The sequence below is a fragment of the Legionella worsleiensis genome (genome assembly GCF_001467535.1).
Lineage (GTDB): Bacteria > Pseudomonadota > Gammaproteobacteria > Legionellales > Legionellaceae > Legionella > Legionella worsleiensis.
Genome location: NZ_LNZC01000027.1, coordinates 215,529 through 232,449, shown reverse-complemented (window position 1 = coordinate 232,449; position 16,921 = coordinate 215,529). Strand labels below are relative to the sequence as shown.

The following is a 16,921-nucleotide window of genomic DNA, read 5'->3' as shown; positions in this document are numbered from 1 at the left end:
GGCGGGGGTAATTGGCAACACTGGAGTATTCAAGAGCTATCATGGAAATTAAAAACAAGCCGAGGCACGTAGGCGGGGGTAATTGGCAACACTGGAGTATTCAATAGCTATCATGGAAATTAAAAACAAGCCGAGGCACGTAGGCGGGGGTAATTGGCAACACTGGAGTACTCAAGAGCTACCATGGAAATTAAAAACAAGCCGAGGCACGTGGGCGGGAGCAATTAGCAACACGCCCTATGGGTTTATGGTGCTTTCGTTTCTGCCTTGCTTTGCGTTTGCGAGTCAGGAGTTGTAGTTGAGGCATCATCAATCACTGTTGCTGTATTGCCTTTTAAGGCCTCTGCAAGGGTAATGAATTTATATCCTTTGCTGCGATACATTTCTATAATGTCTGGCAAGCATAAACTGTTAAGCAAATTCGCATGGATCAGGAGAATGTGTTTGATGGGCTGGCCTTCTACTTTTTTAGCTTTTTTATCTGCTTTAAGTGTTTGGTTCCAGATAAAAGCAAGATATCTTTTTTTGAATGAGTTAAGACTGCTTGGTCTTTGCCGGTAGGGTATTCTATAGAACTGAGCGTTAAATTCATAATCTTTACTGTCTATGGTCACCGGAGCTATGGTGTATTGATGTTCAGCCAGCCATTCCTGTACTTTTTGTTTTTTTTCCCCAGTACCTTCTGCAAGATAAGGGTAACGAAAGTATTTGGGCTCGGTCATCACTGGCGCAAGCGTCGTGTCAGCTCGCTCTATATCTGCTATATAGCGTTCTGCGGACATACTGTTCAAGCTTTGATGGGTATACGTATGATTACCTAGAGTTAAGCCTTGATTGCGAAATGTTTCCAATAATTCCCATTCGTTTTTGGCTACGGCTCCACCTATTGCAAAACCGGTTGCAGGAACCTGATTTTCGACCAGGGTGTTGACTATAGCCATAAATCGCTCTTGAGTTCTTTTCAAGTTGCCTGGTGTATTGGTACCTGAGCCAACAAAGGGCAAATCATCTATGGTTATGGCAATTTCATGTTCTTCAGCAAAACATGAAGTATTGAGTAAAACAAAAATCGCAACTATCCCTAGCCATCTTCTGTACATGGTTTTTCCCCCACTTGGAATATCCTATTCCGTTATTATTTGAGTTGTTTCTTTTAACTATAGACGAGGTTTTGGAATTGATCTTGATCTCGAAAAAATAGTGTTTAATCAACGTACTGTATACAGAACTGACATTGTTTTTTTTTGAAACAGCACTTGCAAATTTAAAGCTTTAATCGCATTTATTTAATTAACTCCATCAGTCTACAGTGTTGCTTTTGCCGTAATCAAGCTAAACTTAGTAATACCAGGAATGAATCACAATGGAAGAAATCATGGAACGATTAAAAGGCGGGCAGCTTGTTGTCAAGTGTTTGGAAGCGCAGGGCGTGCAGTTTGTATTTGGCATCCCGGGGGCAAAAATAGATACCGTTTTTGACGCACTTGAAGATTCTTCCATTCAGCTGATTTTATGCCGTCATGAACAAAACGCAGCCTTTATGGCGCAAGCTTATGGGCGATTAACGGGTAAGCCAGGTGTCGTTCTGGTTACTTCAGGCCCTGGTGTTTCTAATCTGGCTACAGGGTTATTGACCGCTACAACAGAAGGTGATCCTATCGTTGCCATTGGTGGAAATGTGCCACGTGCTATGGCTTTAAAAGAATCGCATCAGAATACAAATAATGTGGCATTAATGGCTCCTGTGACCAAATCCAGTGTTGAGGTATTGATGCCGCAAACGATCCCGGAAGTTTTTGCTAATGCTTTTCGTTGTGCGACTGCTCCAAGGCGTGGCGCTTGTTTTATCAGTTTACCGCAGGATGTATTGACGGAGCAGGTTGATGCTGCGGTTATTGAGCCTTTGCATGAAATTCGTTATGGCGTGGGACATGAACATACTTTGCAAGCAGTTGCTCACTCCATTAATGTGGCGCAATCTCCGGTATTGTTATTGGGGCAAGAAGCAAGCCGACCTGAAAATACCAAAGCGATACGAGCCCTATTAGCAAAAACTCATTTGCCTACGGTGGGAACCTTTCAGGCTGCAGGTGTGGTTCCACGCAATCTGGTGTCCTGTTTTGCTGGACGGGTCGGTTTGTTTTCTAATCAGCCGGGTGATGAATTATTGCGTCATGCAGACCTAGTTATTACTGTTGGTTTAAATATGGCGGAATATGATCCCGAAACCTGGAATAGAAGAAAACAAAGAACAATCATTCATATTGACTATTTACCCGCAAAAATTCATGCGGCCTATCAACCAAAATATGAGCTGTTAGGTGATGTGGATGCAAATATCACCATATTAACCGGTTTACTGGATTCTGCCATGGTTTCCCGCAATGATGAGTACGTCAAACCCTATCATGAGGCGCATCAACACATCATCCACAGCGGGGAATATTTATCAAAAGGCAAGCTCCTGCACCCTTTGCATTTTATTTATGAATTAAGAAATGCTCTGGATGACGAGGCCTATGTGGTGTGTGATGTTGGCTCTGTTTATATGTGGATGGCTCGCTACTTTTTATCTTATGAACCCCATCATCTTCTGTTCAGTAATGGGCAACAAACTTTAGGAGTGGGAATGCCCTGGGCTATGGCGGTGAATTTCGTTCATCCTGATAAACGGGTTATCTCTTTATCTGGTGATGGCGGGTTTTTATTCTCGGCCATGGAGTTGGAAAATGCAGTGAGACACAAACAGAATTTTGTTCATTTTATCTGGCGGGATAATGGCTACAACATGGTTAAAGAGCAAGAACTGATGAAGTACCATAGAGGATCGGGAGTTGATTTTGGTACAGTGAATGTTATTGATTTTGCCAAGGCATTTGGCGCTAAGGGGTATGAGTTAAAACATCCATCTGACTTTAAAGCCTTGCTTCTTGAAGCGCTGGCGCAAACAGGCCCGGTGCTGGTTGATATTCCTATTGATTACTCGGACAATCCCAAGTTATTTGAAACTATGAATGCCAGTACTGGCAATTAAAAGCGCTTTACCGGGTTGATAACCGTTTAATTCCAACCGTATCAAGAGATGCGGTTGGAATTAGGAATGGTTTATTTTTGTTGCTCTATCGCTTTTGTTGCGCTGTGCAATTCTTCTCCATGCATTTTAAATTGGCTAAATGCTTCTGATTCGATGAGTGCGAGTTCGTATTTTTTAATCATACAGACTTTGATTTTTGCTGATTTAAATTTTAATTCAAAGACATGTCCTCCTTTCATCTCATCGGGATTTAAAAAATGCAGGTGATGACCGGGTACATTTAATGCCGCAAAATAATCGGGAAAGCGAAATCCTGCAAACACTCCTTTGATTTGCTGATAGGTAAAATTGACCTGAAGCTCGGGTAAGGTTTGCATTAACGGTTGATAAGGTTGGGGTTGGCACGCTTCTGAACGGCATTGAATTTCATCTAAAACACATGCAAAACGATAGGCATAGATGTAATTTTGAGAGGGGATATGTTTGTCAAATTCTTCGGCAAAATGAGTCAGATTCTCTATGTCGTCTAATTGAAACTGCTGGGTTTCTTCAAAGGGAACCACCCAGGCAAAGGGCGTTTTTTCCTGAGGATCAACTGGTCGTGCCATTCCATCTTCAATGATGCGATAAAATTGGCCATCAATACCGATTAACTCACCATGTACTCCATTAAAAGTTCCAATGCCCAGAGTTCCTTTTTCGCTCAAAGTTTTGAGGGTGCAATCCCCATCGTATACTTTATCGATAAATCCGCATAATGTGCCGGTTTGAAATAATGTGTTATTGGAACAGCTCATGATAATGTCCTTATCGATCATTTGATGCCAATAGCCAGTATCTTGATTGCCGCTATTATGTGATTAGCAGACACTAAAACCTATAGGGGCGTTAAGATATGACTGAAATTATTAGGTTATTATTAACCGGTAATCCCTTTGAATCAACATGATAATGTCAGGCCTGCGCAAGTGGCGTGCATACAGGCCTTTTCTTATTTAACCTAATTGGAGCCGATACAATGAACAAGCGGCCTCATAATCTGAATTTTCCATAATGTTTTCAACAGAAACGCTCTGAAAAAAAGTAAATGCTGTTCTTGATATTCTTGTTTCTCTGGGGCTGGGATCAATGACTTCTTCTCTTGGTCTTTTGGCCGTTGGGCGGCTGGTTTCAGACAGAGGCTCTGGAGCCTCATCACGAGTTTGCGTGGGCACAGAATCATCATGATAATTTTCCACTGGTTGAGAAGATGCAGCGCCACCCAACGACTTTTCTTCAGGTTGAGTGCTTGTTACAGTGAACCTGGATACATAATCCTGAGGAAGGTTGGGTGTTGATGCAGCTATACTTAAGTTGAATTGATCAATGTAAGCTAGCGTTTCTTCAGAGTAAGTCTTATTGCTGTATGCTTGTATTTTTGTAACACTTTTAGGTAGTTCACGAAGTGCTTCTATCTTGACACATGGATTAATAATCACTGTGGTTACATGCTGGGGCAGCGCACGAATGGCATTGAGGTCTATGCCAGCCTGAAGGATTATTGTTTCTATATGTGAGGGTATCGCTTTAATAATTCTGCAGCCCACACCGGGATTAAGCCCAATCCTGGTCACAGTAGCGGGGAGGGCGCGCATAATTTTCACGGGGAGTTTGGGAACAATACTCACTAAGTTTAAATGCGCAGGCAACGCTTTAATGGTGCTTTCGTGGACGTCTGGATGTGGGACCACTTCTTTTACACTTTGCGGTATTTCACAAATAATTGTCTTGGGGATACCGGGATTAATAACCAGTGTTTTGATTCCTGGGGGCAAGGCTCTGACGGTCTCTCCAGTAACTCCAGGGTAAATAATCGCCATTTCTATGCTTGCAGGAAGAGCGATAACTGTCTCAGTGGAGACTTCAGGGCTAATCATTACTTTTGTAACGTGTTTGGGTAATTCTCGCAGAATTTCTGGTGCAATGTTTTTTAAAATTCGAACCAAACTTACATCCGTAGGGATTGCAAGAATATCTTCGAGTGTGCTTTGTTCATTTAATACAGTATGAGCCATTTTTGATCCTGTTAACGCTTCATTATCACTTGGAATTATTTCAAAAGGATAAATGTAAATAGAGGTCTTTAATTGTACTGCTTGTACATTAAGAAAACCTTAAGTAAACAGGATTAATTTGGATATTTTTGAGGTAATCTTATGCTAGAGCCTTATATTCAGGGGTGTATAGTGAAATCGGAATGAATGTGGACGCATAACTCGTGCTGTAGCGACTCATCATCTGCTGGAATAGTTTCTGACGCAGTTGTTATCCACGTCAGAAGATTTCCAGGGCAGGAGTATTTTATCCTCTCCTACACAGTTGTCCAGGGAGTTTGCTGAAAGAAGTCCATGAGATTGTTTCGGGGAGCATTCCAGATAAACTCGTTTAAAACATCTGTATATGCTTTAGAGGTAGTTTGATAGGTGGTTTTGTCTAAACCCGTTAACTGAGCCAAAAGCATGGTTCTAAATGAATGGGGATGAGTATTACCCATACGGTCATTTTGTAGATACTGGAACAGTTTATTTTGGGCCTCATGGAGATCATTTATGCTCTCAAAGTCACGGGCAAATTGCTCCGCCCTTGTTCGTCCTGTATTGCCATGACGATGAAACAGGGAGAAGGTAATCGCATTGCTGTGATCCACGTAGTCATTTTTAGCGTTGTTGATAATCTGTTTTAAGTCAGATAACAATTGTTCTTTGGATTTTTGTTTTGCGTTAACCAGGTATCCTTTCCTGACTTCTTGTTCGAAAAATTGCAGATTAAAGCCATCTTCGCACTGTTTTAAATTAAAATGGTTTGTGGGTATTGCAGGAATAGTGATGCGATGATCCAATTTTTTGGCGTATTCAAAATATACGGCAAGAGTATGTTTAGCACAGTTGGGTACAATGATTAATGGGCCTTGAGCGGTATTTTGTAGTATTTTTCTGTACACGGGCAAATTATTTTGTGGATCGTCTAATCTTCCTTTACATTCATTTAGATACTCAAGACGATCAATATCAGCTGTCCATCGTGTGTGAAGTGCATTATATCTATCAAAAGAGTATTGAGTTACACGACTTGGCGAAATATAACCATATTTATCGTTGTCAGTGATCACCACCCAGTTTAAAAGTCCTCTTATAGTTTGTTCCAGGCTTAATGAATCATTATTATGAGCTTGACGTTGCAGGAGAGCGAGTCCAAAGCGAAAGGCATAATAATTGGTTTCACTGGCATGTTTACCTGATTCAATGTCTTTTTCAATTGCTGCAATAAATTTTGTTCTGAAATCTGTCTCTATTTGTTTTAGTTGGAATGTAGAGGGTAAGGGCATGATAGGAACCTTATAAAAGCCAAATTGAACAGTTATTTTACATAAATCAAAAGCTTAGTCAATTAAAATGCCTTACCTGTTAAAATTTGTTCATCCTGATTTAAAGTAACACATATTAATCTTATGTCGTAAGCGGCTCTTTTTAATATAAAGTAATCCATATCAAGATTGTGTTCTAGTTTATAATGAAGTAATATTGACTTCCTTGATGTTTTTTTAGCCATTCGGGCATGATTAATAGAAAATTCTCTGGGTTTATAGAGATATAAAATTCCTGGGAGAAATGCCTTTAATTTTTTCGGTCTTAACCCTTTTTTTATTGAGAACCAAGTATGAATATCGATATGTCTAACAGGACAGAAGTCCTTGAATTGATGAATAAAACTCCTGGGCGCTTTGCAGAGATAAGCGACTCCTTAAAAAATGATCTCGAAATTGTTATGAAGGCGGTAGCGTATAGCGGACGTTTTCTTGAATATGTTAATTCAGATGTTAAAAAAAATAAAAAAATAGTTTTGGTTGCTGTGAAAAATGATGGTCAAGCACTTAAATATGCAGACAGAAGCCTGCAAAATAATGATGATGTTGTTTTTGCAGCGGTATCCAATCATGGAAAAGCACTTAAGTTTGCTGGTGAGCCTCAAAAGAACAACGATAAAATTGTACTTGCCGCAGTGCGAAATTATGGCTGGGCGCTTAAGTATGCTTCTAAAGAGTTACAAGTTAAAAAAGAACTTGCGCTTGCAGCAGTAAACAATGATGTCTCCGCACTTCAATATGTAGATGAAACGCTAAGAAATGACGATGATATTGTTCGTGCAGCGTTGCTTCGACGCTCGAACGTTATCAATAATCATATTGAAAGTCTTGAGCTTACATCTGATAAAGATCTTGGAAAAGAAGAGCAGGCGGAATTCCTAAAAATTTATATTCTCATGTTAATAAGACAACATGGCAAGCAATTTAAATACATCTATCCGCAATACGGAGCAGACAGGGAGATAGTGCTTGCAGCAATCGAAGGGTATCCCAATGCGCTGCAGCTTGCAGATGAGTCATTAAAACAAGACCGATCGTTTCTAATAGCTGCGGTGAATGAAAACCCGGATGTTGTTCCTTTTACCGGATCCTACCGTAGTTTTTTTGAGAGTTATATCCTTTTTAAGAACGAAGCATTTGCTTTGCCAGAGACTCCTTTTAAGCGTTCTGCAATCCAGCTGTTTAAACTAATAGCAGTAGTTTTTGCGGATCCAGCGATTGATAAAAAAATTCTAAAAACTATACTCAACAGCCGAGAAACCTTACTTAATCCAGATGCCAGCTTTAGTCAGAGAAATCAAAATAGTTCTATGGTTAAAGAATTACTCAAAGATCCATCGCCTAAAATAAGATTTCTAGGCAAGATGATGGTACCTATGGTAGGTCTTAAGGTTAATCCTGCAGTAGTGATGAAATACAAATGTTTATTTGAATTTGCTGATGGGCATTTAAAAAACAATAGAAATTGTGTGCTTGATGTAGTTAAAACTGATGGTCTGCAACTTGAATTTGCTCCTGCGCATTTCAAAGCAGATAGAGATATTGCGTTAGCGGCAGTGAAACAAAATCCAGAGGCTATTGTCCATGTTGATGCATCTTTAGCTCCTTTTTTGAAATCCTATTTGAACTTTATAAGTAAGCAAGACGAATTCTCTGGTGATGTTCGCTCGCATACGAATAAACTTCTAGGAAAGGTCGAGGAGTTTTTTCTATCCGGTCAGGTGAATACAGTATATCTCACAAAAGTGTTGGATAAAACCTATACATTTTTTAACGAAAAACAGACCAAAGAATATGCCTCTTTTATTCAGTCTTCTCTAAAAAATCCCTCTTCTAATGTGCAAATTTTGGGTCACAAAATGATGGATTTGGCTGTTGTTATATTAGGCGTTTCGTTTGCTATGGGTGTTACTGGTGCTGGAGCAGTGCCAGCTGCTGTAAGCGGTATATTGGGGTTTGGGTTATTTGTTGTGGGAGGATATTTAGGTAGCCGGGAATCAACTGAGGAAAAACAATATAACAAGCTCATTCAAACCCTTACCCCGCAAATTTAAAAGATCCTGTTTTTGTTAAAGGGCTTGTCAGCAGGAGTCTCTGCGCCATGATGACAGGGGATCAGCTGATTTTTGGGCATCATCGCTTGAACTGCTTGCACTGGAGCTGCTTGCACAAGAGGCAAGTGAAAAAAATAGCGGGCTTCTACTGAGCGTCGATTTCTGTGCTGGTGGTTTCGGCTCCATAGAGTGTCCCTGGCTTGCCTTAAATTCATTGATTATGTCCTCCCACAGTTGGAGGGCATGGGCTGAAACGATTCTATTACGAGGCTCAAATTCGGTTAATGCGTCAAAAACCTGAATCATTTTGTGTTTTAGGGATGTGCTTAATTCTACATGTTCAAACAAATGAGTCCATGTGCGGTTTTTAAGGAACTCATAGGCATCTGAAAATTCTGTATCCGGGGTGATTTCTATCTCAAAGAGATATCCCCAGATTTGCGCTATGGTAAGTCCCAGTGCAAAAGAATCGGACTTAATTGAGCGGGTGTTATCGAAGAGAATTTCAGGAGCAAGGTATAATAAAGAACCGTGGACTGAATCATCTTCTAAAGGTTCATTTATGGGCTGTGCAAAGCCATAATCAATAACTACGGCATCAAGTGTTTTCTCATCTACCATAATATTTTCAGGTTTTAGATCCGTATGAATCATTCCTAAATCGTGAACTTGTTCTTTCACAGCTCTGATAATCGCATGAGTCAAGTGCAATTTTTGCTCAATACTCAGTGTTATAGTTCTCGCATCCAAGGCGTTTAAAAAATCAAACAAATCGTGATTGCCTACTTTTTTCATAACCAGGTACCCTTGCTTGCTGTCAAAAACAGGTTTTTTGCAGTGCAACAGCTGATTCATTTGTGTGTAAGAGCTTTCTTGTTCTATCATTTTTTCATCGAAAGACTCCGTGATGGGTATTATTTTACATATTCTTGATTTGGGCTCTCTTCTTCTTTTGAACAGGTAATCAGATTCAGGAAGCAGAACCCCCAGGCTGGTGTATATGGAGCTAAAACCTCCCTTTATGGGTTTTTTGTGTTGAAGTACTTCTATACGACATCCCGCACTGTTGTGCGCTCTTTGACGAATTAATAGTGAGTGGGTCAGGTAAATTAATGCCGGTTTTTCCTTAAATGTTATTGGATAATAACCCGAAACAAGAAAAGGCGATGGAGTAGTCTTGATAAGCTCAATCAGCGCTTCTTTTGATTCAGCATCAGCATGAGGTGTGCGAAATTTAGTCGGATTAATGATGTAATCAGTCATGAATAATTCCTTTTTTTGCTAAAATCATGAGGCCAATACACATTGTTGACCTCATGTAGGGTGATGTTTTCAACCGGATGAATCCCTTCCTTATGACCCTGAAACACTTTGTTGCGTTTTTGTTTAATCGTATTTTTTTCAAAGAATACATCCGTATGAGGTGATGTGTTCCTCCGCCTCTTTGGCTACAGCAAATAATGAATGAACGGGTATTTTTTCAAGTGTTCTTTCTTTAATAAAATGACGAATGGCTCCAAAATACTCTTTTGGTACATCCGATTCCATGGAGTGGTCAGCGTTTTTAAAAATCATGAGTTTGGAGTCAGGGATGCCTTGAGCCATTTCTTGTGAATAAGCAACAGATGTAACCCAATCTTCTTCTCCAACCAAAATTAGCGTGGGGCAACGGACAGAAGATAATTGTGCTGTAAAATCAAAATCCCAAACTCGGGTACGAAAACCTTCATTAAGCACTTTAAAGCTGAAAGGAAATATTGATAGTGGCCTGGAAACGGGTTCATTATGCCTTTTTTTCCAAGAATAAAAGGGTTGCATCACGGTAAAATAGTGCTCCGCTTCTTCTTTATTTGCGAAAGCGCCTTGCCACAGTAACTCACAGGCTTTGATTTGTTCTTCAGTTCCCTTTGCCAAAACATGTGCTTTTGCCGTTTCTAAAAATGCATTACTTGCCGCTCCAGCAGCTAAAATTAAACGACTTACCTGATGCGGGTAACGCAAGGCGAAGCCAAGGGCATGCATTGCCCCACAGGATTTACCTAATACGGTTACTTGTTCCAGTTTTAATTCCTGGAGGACATGGTGAATGTCGTCAATGGTGATATCCATGGTATAGGTCGACGGATCACCTTCTTGACTTAAACCACAGCCACGGGGATCAAAAAAAATGATATTTGCGTCTTCCTTCAGGCATTTATAATCTCTGTAGTGGGAGTGATTTGCTCCGGGCCCACCAGGAAGCATCAATACGTAAGGCTTGGTTTTAAGTGACTCTTCGTTTTTATAGGTGATTCGCACGAAAAGCTCTGTTTTGGGCACATTACTGCGAACGGGTATCTCTATAATCATCATTTTTTGCATGGGGAACTCCTTGAATCATTTTTTTGCTGTGCTCTGAAGTTTCAGAAATAAGTCTTGTTTAAAGAGACTTTGTTCGTGATTTATTAAGTGATGTTCCCAGGCGTTACAACTCCGGCGCTCAGAGCGTATGGAGCAAAGGCTAGTATCAGAGTTTACAAAAATAAATGATGTTTATAGCTTGATTTTGACAGTGATGCAATACAGAAAAAGGTGTTATTTAGGTCTGTCCTATTAAAAAAAGGTCTTTTAAGTGTGGTACGGCCATAAGAGTTGAGCCTATAGTTGGATTTAGAGAGTAAATCCTTGATTACGCTATCGCTGCACCAAGGCCGGAATGAATACCATCACCTCTCATGCTTTTCACCATGCACTTAAGGTATTCGTCTGTTTACCATAATAAAGAGCTGTTCAACATTTCCAGTTAAAATCCTAAAGGCTCCAATCACAGGGTTTGTTCCGTTCACTTGTAGCCTGTATTAGACAAAGTCGTAATACAGGGATTTTTCAGAGTATTTCAAGGGGCTAAAGCAAGATTAGAACCTGTATTACGACTTTGTCTAATACAGGCTACAGTTATTGTAAGGATCTAACAGCATAAGGGACAAACAAACAACTTGAAAACTTCATTCCAAGCCTTGATTACGCTATCGCTGCATCAAGGTTGGTCTAATGATGGAACATTAAATCATGGTCTGACTTCGTAAATCTCGGTGGTGTAGGGGAAACAATTCCAATGAGTAAGCTGTCCTTTGATGTTGATGCTTATCGCAGAAATTTGTTCTAGCAATCCTGGCGGAGCAGTATTTAGAAAACACAATTTGTTGATGCCATCCATAGTAATGAACAGATTTTGGGTTCCAGGATAGAGAGCAACATTATTTGGCCAATAATAAATATCATGGTTGTATTCCAGGGGAATAGGTTGACCTCTAACGAGTATATTGGCTGAAAACGCTCCCCATGAGACGCACATTAAGAAAATAAATAATGTTTTTTTCATCTTGATCTGTCCGTTTTCACTCAAAATCATGGCGCATCCTTGCAACGATGATGATCCCAATCTGCTTATTATTGAGAATAGACCATTATTAGCATTTCGGCTGATGTTCTGATGAGCTATCTGCTAAGGTGAGCTCTAATATTTCAGTTTGGCGCTGCGATTTGGGAGGGGCGAAAAAGCCAATTTTTTCTATTTGTTTGTAGTTAGCGTATCCCAGTTTGATATAACCAGCCAGAAGATTGACGTTGATGCGTAATTTTTTGAATATGTCAGCAGAGTCGTTTTGATGCTGATTGAGCATACTGTAAAGTAGTTCCAAATGTTCTTGACATCGTATGGTGTATTTATCAAATAAAGCCTTCTCAAGAGGGCTTGCCTGGAATGATTGTTCAAAGGCTGTTGTTTCCATTGATAAACCAAGACAAGCAAAGATCACGAGCGGTGCCATGTCATAGTATTCATGATCTATTAGCCAGTTTATTTTTTTTCTTAATCCTGCCAGTTGTTCGTGAATCGCAATCAGGCTTTTGGGGGGATTGGGTAAGAATTGTTCTGCGGCTTCATCAACAGCCTCAACTGTTGATGGATAGTGTGACAAGTCAGGAGGACGGTGTGCTGTAAGATCTGCAAATACGGCCAAAGCCTCGGTGACGTTTATGCGGTTATCGGGTTTGTAAGCGGACATTTTTTCAAGAGTATTTTTGATTTTTGCTTTTTCTGCAGCTGTTATATCGGGCATGGTCCCCTCTTGAAACAATCGGGAATAGGGGAAATGCCCTGCATAATTTCTAAAATATAGGGTGGCATTGCCCTGGTATACATAATATCCCAGATAATCCCCCCAAATTAATCCTAAAACACGGGCCAGAGAATAGACATCACTGGCACTTGATATCTCAACGTTTCTGAATATTTCAGGGGCTGTGTAGGCAAGAGTACCACAGGTAAGCCCATCAGTAACGTCTTTGGGTTTGGCATAACCGTAATCGATTATATTGACTGTTATAGAGGGAGTCATACTGACCAGGATATTTTCCAGTTTAATGTCTCTATGCACCAGATCATGGTTATAAACCTGATTCACATAAGCATTTAAAACAGCATAACTTAGCGCAAATCGTTGGTCGGTGGATAGAACCACTCGTCCTTCAACATCATCCAACAGAATATCAAAAAGTTCTTTTCCGGGTAAACGCCGCATAGTGTTGTACATATAGGTCTGTTTAAGACTGAAATCTGTTACTAAAGGCTTTCCGCTTAAATGAGGTAGTTTTTCCAGTATAAGCGCTTCTTGTTTTATTATCCTTAAGGCTGTTTCAAGCTCAAGACTTATTTTTGCGGGATTTTGGATTTTGATTATGCGTTTTTTTTCCGGTTTTTTGATTTTTAATCGGTTTCCATTGTCATCGTCAGGAGATAGGGTGGCAAGTGATTTATAAATTTCTACCGCATCTTTTTTGCATAATGGGATGTTATGCAAAATTTCATAACGACACCCGCTTCTTCTGCTTCCATCTTCATTTTTTTTACGCATTCTTTGCAGAATGGTGTGAGTCAACTCAAGCGAATACCCCAGCCCCGAGATGTATTGTTCTTTTTTTATCCATACTTTTGTATCGGAATAAGATAACAATACTTCTATAAACAAATCCATTTGTTCAGGGGTTAACTGGGTAGGGTTAATCGTTAATTTTGGCATCACTTTTCTCAGTTTTATTTGATGCCTGGTAGTTTAACATATAACCACAAGTTGTGATCTAAAAAAAATCATTAAGTCTATATTTGTTTCTTTGTGGGCTATGCTAAGGTTTTGAATCGCTTATTTTGTTTAATAATTTCTTAATGAGGCGCTGCTATAATTGTTTATATTAAACACAGACCGAGGGCTAATCTATCATGGTTATTGATATTAACGAGTTAATCAACCTTTACAAACCAGACTCCGCTGGTTCGGAAAATGCACACTGGATTATGATACCTGATTCCAAAGACAACGTTATTTATTCTAATGCCATTGGCGCAGTCGGCGATGGGATCGTAAATGGCTGGAAAATTCATATCAGTATTGCCCCGGAGCAAATGGCACAAGCAGTAGTGTTAATAGCACAAGAGCTAATCAACGAAGATGCCCCCAGAGCTGCAATAAAATTTGCCAGCAATGCACTGGCGAGAACAGGGCAACCCAGCAAGCAGGTAGCGGTTAAATTTTATGATGATGAATTAAAAGATAAAAAAGCAATTCTGAATTTTCTTAACCGGATTGATGCCACTTTGAAGGCGCATAAAATTGGTACAGATAAGCGACCAATTAACTCAGATGAAATGGAAAAGAAAGCAAAATATGACGCTGTTATTTATGATGATCTAGGCACCCCCTCTCGTTTTAATTACCGAAATGAAAATTGTATAGTATTACTAGATGATATTTATCAGATGGCTGGAGGTGTAGGTGATACTACTGAGCGAGATGGGTCTGTTTTGGTAAGGCAAAGCTACTATCTTCAATTACCAGATTCGCAACGGCATAATCCGGGTAATCGTGTTGAAGATCCTTTCGCAACATTTAGAATCACATCTCAACTACCCGAACAACCCAACGTTCAGGACAGAACCGGAGATCTTGGGAGGAATCCTTTGTCTTCAGGGTTGTTTGCAACCAGGTCTTGCCCAGAAAACCCAACTACTGCACCCATGAATTCCAACTTTACGAGCCATCAAGTTACTGAAATAAACCACTTGATTGATAGGCTGGAAAAAGAAATACGCAGCTTTTGGCCTTACCCTAATAAAGACAGAAAAGAAGCTAAAGTAGAGGGATTGAAGCAATTGTTAGAAAAGTCACAAACAATGAGTCCCCAAGAAGCTGTTAAAGCAGTTGAAACGCAATTCCCTGACATAAGAAAAGGTGCTCTCAGTACTCGGACAGCGGATTTACTTGATTCTCTTAAAAAGGTGCAAAAAAGTTTGGGAAACAATTAGGGCAATGATCATTGCTCCTGCCTACGTGCCTCGGCTTGCCCGAGGCATCCAAGAGCTCCAGAGTAACAACAAATTTCCTCTAAACGAAGAGTAGGCTTGTCATAAATCCTATGTTGTCACATGATAGGTTTTAGCTTAGCCCAAAGCTCATCATTGAGCATAAGTCTAGCCATTGCAAACTCGTTTTATACTTGGTGTCAGGGCCGTTATATTATGCAAATGGTGCCACTAGTAGCCAAGGTTCTGATGATGTGCAGGATTTCTTAAAGCGTTTTCGCAGGCAAGAGTTTTGGCGGTTTTTTGGAGAAAGGTGTCGTTTTGATATGAGGCCTATGGTCTTCTGTTTTAGATTTTAAACCATAGACACCGAAGGTAATACTACTGGGAATAATAATACCCTCGGCTTTTATCTTGTATCAATATGGGGCTTGCTTAACTCAAGCTGAGTGTCGGAATCACCAATTCATCGAGAATGGTATTTGTTTTGGTTAATTGTTCTTCAAAAGACTCTAAAAACTGCATTGCTTCTGTTTTTGGCGTCTTGAAGAATGTACCCGCAAATCCATTAGGTGCTTGCAGCTCAACCAGAACGGCAGGAACAACGGTAATCGCTGCGAGTAAACCCAAAATACCCCTCAGGATGGGATGAATTTGATACCATAAATCCCGATGTTTAGAAAACTGTTTCTTGGCGTTTTTTATTTCCCTTAGGCTATCAATTCTCAAAATATCCAGGTTTTTTTCGGTTGGATTTTTAAAAAAATTGTTTTTGTTGTTTTCTAAAGCAGTTAACAATTGTTCTGCACTATCAGCCAGTGCTTTATATCTGCGCAGAAAATTAGGATTGGGAATCGTTTCATTTTGTTCTCCATCTATAGAAATATAGGCAGAACCCTTGTGTATGTAAGAAGACATTTGATCTTTGAAACGTTCCAGTAACCTGTTGAATTCTGTATGATGGTGTTCCAGTCTCTCATTGACTCTCATGTGGGCTTCAACATTCCTGTCAATATTGAACTTATTCACTCATGTTACGCACGATCAATTTTAGGCTGCCATTTTTTTTAGCTCCTGCCAAGCAATCTGGTTCGCTCTAACAATAAGTTTATACTTAATTGCGAAGTGATTTAAATGAGTTTTTATCTTCAACAGTTCCAGTTTGCAGTAAGCAATTATAGAAGCATAGATATGATTACACTGAGTTTTGGCGGTTCGAGTTGGTGACTTGGTCAAGCTTGCATTTTGCTTAATTGATTTGTGATACTCTTCAATCCGCCACCGTTTCTGGTACACTTCATAAAGACGTTCGGCACTACTTAGCATGTCATTAGAAACAAGATAGAGAATTCCTGTTGAACCGTTTTCGTTTTTGAATACTTTTTTCAGGAGCCTCACGGGGAAGTCTAGGCCTTTAAGCCAGACTGTGTGGGCTACATCCTCTTCAAGTTCTAATGCTCTTACTTGTTGGTACCGTCCGTTTTTGGCATCGTTTTCAGATAAGGCTAATGTGCGATTAGACTTAATCCCAATGATAAACGATTTTTGAAGGTCTTTATGGATGTGAACCATATTGGCCTTCGAGCCAAACCAGTTGTCTGCTAGCACATAATCAAACATCACCTTATTGGTAATCGCCTGAGTAATCAGGTTTTGAAATAATTGATTTTTGGTCACCGATGACTTTCTTCTGGCTTGTTTGGTTTTAATATCACAATAGGCAACATCTTTTTTAATCACCTCATATCCTATGGGTACACAGAAGTCCTCATAGCGGATCATGCACGACAGGATGTTTATCCCTTTGAGAACAATCCCTTTGGCATGAGAGTAATGCCAGCAATTAATTTCATTCTCATCAGTGTATGGTTTCTCTTCGATGGAATCATCCAGTATCAATACCCCACCAACCGTTTCTTGTGACCTTACTGCCTTTTTTATATAGCTCCAAAGTGATTTTGAACCAAAATCCTCAAGACGAAGAAATCTCGTCACTTTGTCATGAGCAAATGCTCCATCAACCAAATCAGACAAACCCGTGGCTGTTGCGTATTTGTTTTGAAAAATCAAATAATCACTATAAAGATCAAGCA

At 39.9% G+C, this 16,921-nt stretch carries 13 protein-coding genes; 3 read left to right on the top strand and 10 right to left on the bottom strand.

Translation table 11 applies throughout. The annotated features are described in order from the left end of the window. Window positions 1-245: 245 nt before the first annotated feature. Window positions 246-1,100: a polysaccharide deacetylase family protein gene (locus Lwor_RS10585; protein WP_058493843.1), complete on the bottom strand. Its 855-nt coding sequence runs from the start codon at window positions 1,098-1,100 to the stop codon at window positions 246-248. Between the two features lie 275 nt (window positions 1,101-1,375). Here Lwor_RS10585 and alsS point away from each other — a divergent pair, with 275 nt between their 5' ends. Further along, the gene (alsS, locus tag Lwor_RS10580; protein ID WP_218563601.1) at window positions 1,376-3,034 is read left to right on the top strand and encodes an acetolactate synthase AlsS; all 1,659 of its coding nucleotides are present in this window, start codon (window positions 1,376-1,378) and stop codon (window positions 3,032-3,034) included. Window positions 3,035-3,105: 71 nt separating this feature from the next. Here alsS and budA read toward each other — a convergent pair whose 3' ends face one another. The 3 genes from budA to Lwor_RS10565 all read right to left on the bottom strand — a co-directional run bounded on the left by budA (window position 3,106) and on the right by Lwor_RS10565 (window position 6,398). Further along, window positions 3,106-3,831, bottom strand: a complete 726-nt coding sequence (gene budA / locus Lwor_RS10575; RefSeq protein ID WP_058493841.1) for an acetolactate decarboxylase — start codon at window positions 3,829-3,831, stop codon at window positions 3,106-3,108. A 198-nt stretch (window positions 3,832-4,029) separates the two neighbouring features. After that, entirely contained in the window at window positions 4,030-5,088 is a 1,059-nt protein-coding gene (locus tag Lwor_RS10570; RefSeq protein ID WP_058493840.1) for a hypothetical protein, read from the bottom strand. A 296-nt stretch (window positions 5,089-5,384) separates the two neighbouring features. Then, window positions 5,385-6,398, bottom strand: coding sequence for a hypothetical protein (locus Lwor_RS10565; protein ID WP_058493839.1), 1,014 nt, complete (start codon window positions 6,396-6,398; stop codon window positions 5,385-5,387). A gap of 332 nt (window positions 6,399-6,730) precedes the next feature. Between Lwor_RS10565 and Lwor_RS10560 the strand changes: the two genes are divergently transcribed. Further along, complete coding sequence (locus Lwor_RS10560) at window positions 6,731-8,491, top strand: DUF4116 domain-containing protein (RefSeq protein WP_058493838.1); 1,761 nt, start codon at window positions 6,731-6,733, stop codon at window positions 8,489-8,491. A 27-nt stretch (window positions 8,492-8,518) separates the two neighbouring features. Here the strand turns inward: Lwor_RS10560 and Lwor_RS10555 are convergent, their stop codons facing one another. The 4 genes from Lwor_RS10555 to Lwor_RS10540 form a co-directional block, all read right to left on the bottom strand. Continuing rightward, window positions 8,519-9,754 (bottom strand): protein kinase domain-containing protein, encoded by a 1,236-nt coding sequence (locus Lwor_RS10555; RefSeq protein WP_058493837.1) that lies wholly within the window; start codon window positions 9,752-9,754, stop codon window positions 8,519-8,521. 138 nt (window positions 9,755-9,892) lie between these two features. Beyond that, on the bottom strand, window positions 9,893-10,852 hold the full coding sequence (locus Lwor_RS10550; RefSeq protein WP_058493836.1) for an alpha/beta fold hydrolase: 960 nt from the start codon (window positions 10,850-10,852) through the stop codon (window positions 9,893-9,895). A 685-nt stretch (window positions 10,853-11,537) separates the two neighbouring features. Further along, a complete protein-coding gene (locus Lwor_RS10545) occupies window positions 11,538-11,882 on the bottom strand; it encodes a hypothetical protein (RefSeq protein WP_238584657.1) in 345 nt (114 codons plus the stop codon). A gap of 58 nt (window positions 11,883-11,940) precedes the next feature. Further along, window positions 11,941-13,551 (bottom strand): protein kinase domain-containing protein, encoded by a 1,611-nt coding sequence (locus Lwor_RS10540; RefSeq protein ID WP_058493835.1) that lies wholly within the window; start codon window positions 13,549-13,551, stop codon window positions 11,941-11,943. A gap of 197 nt (window positions 13,552-13,748) precedes the next feature. Between Lwor_RS10540 and Lwor_RS10535 the strand changes: the two genes are divergently transcribed. Then, on the top strand, window positions 13,749-14,831 hold the full coding sequence (locus Lwor_RS10535) for a hypothetical protein (RefSeq protein ID WP_058493834.1): 1,083 nt from the start codon (window positions 13,749-13,751) through the stop codon (window positions 14,829-14,831). Window positions 14,832-15,263: 432 nt separating this feature from the next. Here Lwor_RS10535 and Lwor_RS10530 read toward each other — a convergent pair whose 3' ends face one another. Beyond that, window positions 15,264-15,857 (bottom strand): hypothetical protein, encoded by a 594-nt coding sequence (locus Lwor_RS10530; protein WP_172458821.1) that lies wholly within the window; start codon window positions 15,855-15,857, stop codon window positions 15,264-15,266. Window positions 15,858-15,878: 21 nt separating this feature from the next. Next, window positions 15,879-16,921 (bottom strand): IS701 family transposase (locus tag Lwor_RS13350; RefSeq protein ID WP_065235855.1); only part of this gene is annotated, 1,043 nt, incomplete at its 5' end.